Origin of the sequence: Corynebacterium urinipleomorphum, assembly GCF_900155535.1 — a bacterium.
GTDB lineage: Bacteria > Actinomycetota > Actinomycetes > Mycobacteriales > Mycobacteriaceae > Corynebacterium > Corynebacterium urinipleomorphum.
Genome location: NZ_LT706956.1, coordinates 1 through 1,469, shown reverse-complemented (window position 1 = coordinate 1,469; position 1,469 = coordinate 1). Strand labels below are relative to the sequence as shown.

Annotated in this window: 1 protein-coding gene and 1 pseudogene; both read left to right on the top strand. The window is 58.2% G+C overall.

Annotation, left to right across the window (positions count from 1 at the left end; translation table 11 throughout):
* Window positions 1-49: 49 nt before the first annotated feature.
* Window positions 50-1,278, top strand: a protein-coding gene (locus CZ338_RS00025) for an IS3 family transposase (RefSeq protein WP_235839365.1) whose coding sequence is annotated in 2 segments (ribosomal slippage) — window positions 50-326 and window positions 326-1,278 — 1,230 coding nt in all. Because the reading frame shifts where the segments join, the coding sequence is not laid out codon by codon here.
* Window positions 1,279-1,302: 24 nt separating this feature from the next.
* Window positions 1,303-1,469: pseudogene (locus CZ338_RS10750) on the top strand (IS1249 family transposase); the annotation flags it as partial.

Here is a 1,469-nt window from a genome sequence, read left to right as displayed (position 1 = left end):
TGAGGCGTCCTGGGTTTAGTTCCGATCGTTTCTAGAGGAGGATTGGATCATGCCTAGGAAGTTCAGTGACGAGTTCAAGGACAAGGCGGTGAGGTTAGCCGAGGAGCTCGTTGAGCTTGAGGGGTGTTCGAAGTGGGCGGCGGCGGAGGAGATCGGCGAGAAGCTCGGCGTCTCGGCGCACACGCTCAACAACTGGTTGAAACCTGTCAAAGCGTCCCCCGACGTTCAGCGGAGCACTGGCGAGTCGGTTGACGACGAACTGAAGCGTCTGCGGCAGGAGAACAAAGAGCTGCGCAGGGCGAACGAGATCTTAAAGACCGCGTCAGCTTTTTTCGCAGCGGAACTCGACCGTCCCACCAGAAGATGATCGAATACATCGACACGTATCGCGATCGCTTCGGGGTCGAGGCCATCTGTCGCACGTTAAGGCAGACAGAATGTGGGTTTATCACCTCTCGCGGCTACCGAGCAGCTAAAACACGAGCCCCGTCGGCCAGGAGCTTGTCAGACGCGCTGCTGATCCCCGAATTGGTGAGAGTCTTCGAGGACAACTTCAGCGTCTACGGGGTACGCAAGATGTGGAAGGCCATGCAGCGCGCCGGCTGGGACATCGGTCGTGATCAGACGGCACGGTTGATGAAACTCGCCGGCATCCAAGGCCGCAGAAGGGGCCGCACTCCGATCACAACGCTTCGGGCTGATGTCCCGGATCGTCGTCCTGATCTGGTCAATCGTGACTTCACCGCGTCAGCGCCGCACCGGCTGTGGGTCGCTGACATCACCTACGTGCGTACCCTGTCGGGGTTTGCATACACCGCGTTCATCACCGATGTGTACTCCCGCAAGATTGTCGGGGTTGCCACCAGGGCGAGCATGCGCACCGATGAGCTGCCTCTTGAGGCTTTTGAGCACGCTCTTTATCACGCAGGTGATCTTCGTGCTGCAGGACTAGTCCACCACAGCGATCGCGGCTCGCAGTACGTGTCCATCCGCTACGGTGAGGCACTCGCTCAAGCTGGGATCGATCCGTCCGTTGGCACCGTCGGCGATTCCTACGACAACGCGTTGGCGGAAACGGTCAACGGTCTCTACAAGACCGAGCTGATCTATCCCCACCGGCCGTGGACGTCGGTTGGGGAAGTCGAAATCGCGACCCTTCGCTGGGTGTACTGGTGGAACAACCACCGCCTGCACGAGTCATTGGGATACATCACCCCACAAGAGATGGAAGATGCCTACTATCAACAATCACACGCCCAGCCGTTGGGCGTTCAATAAGCGGAACGAAAACCAGGACGCTTCAACTTCGGCCAGGTCTACAAGGACTTTTTGAACGAGAAGACACCTGTGCCCAAAGAGCGTCGTACGCTGAATCACCAGTGGGAATTCACCCACATCCGGGTACGCAAGGCATATAACTCGCTTCTGCACCTATCGCGCAACAACTGGCTATTCACCTACCTGCAGCC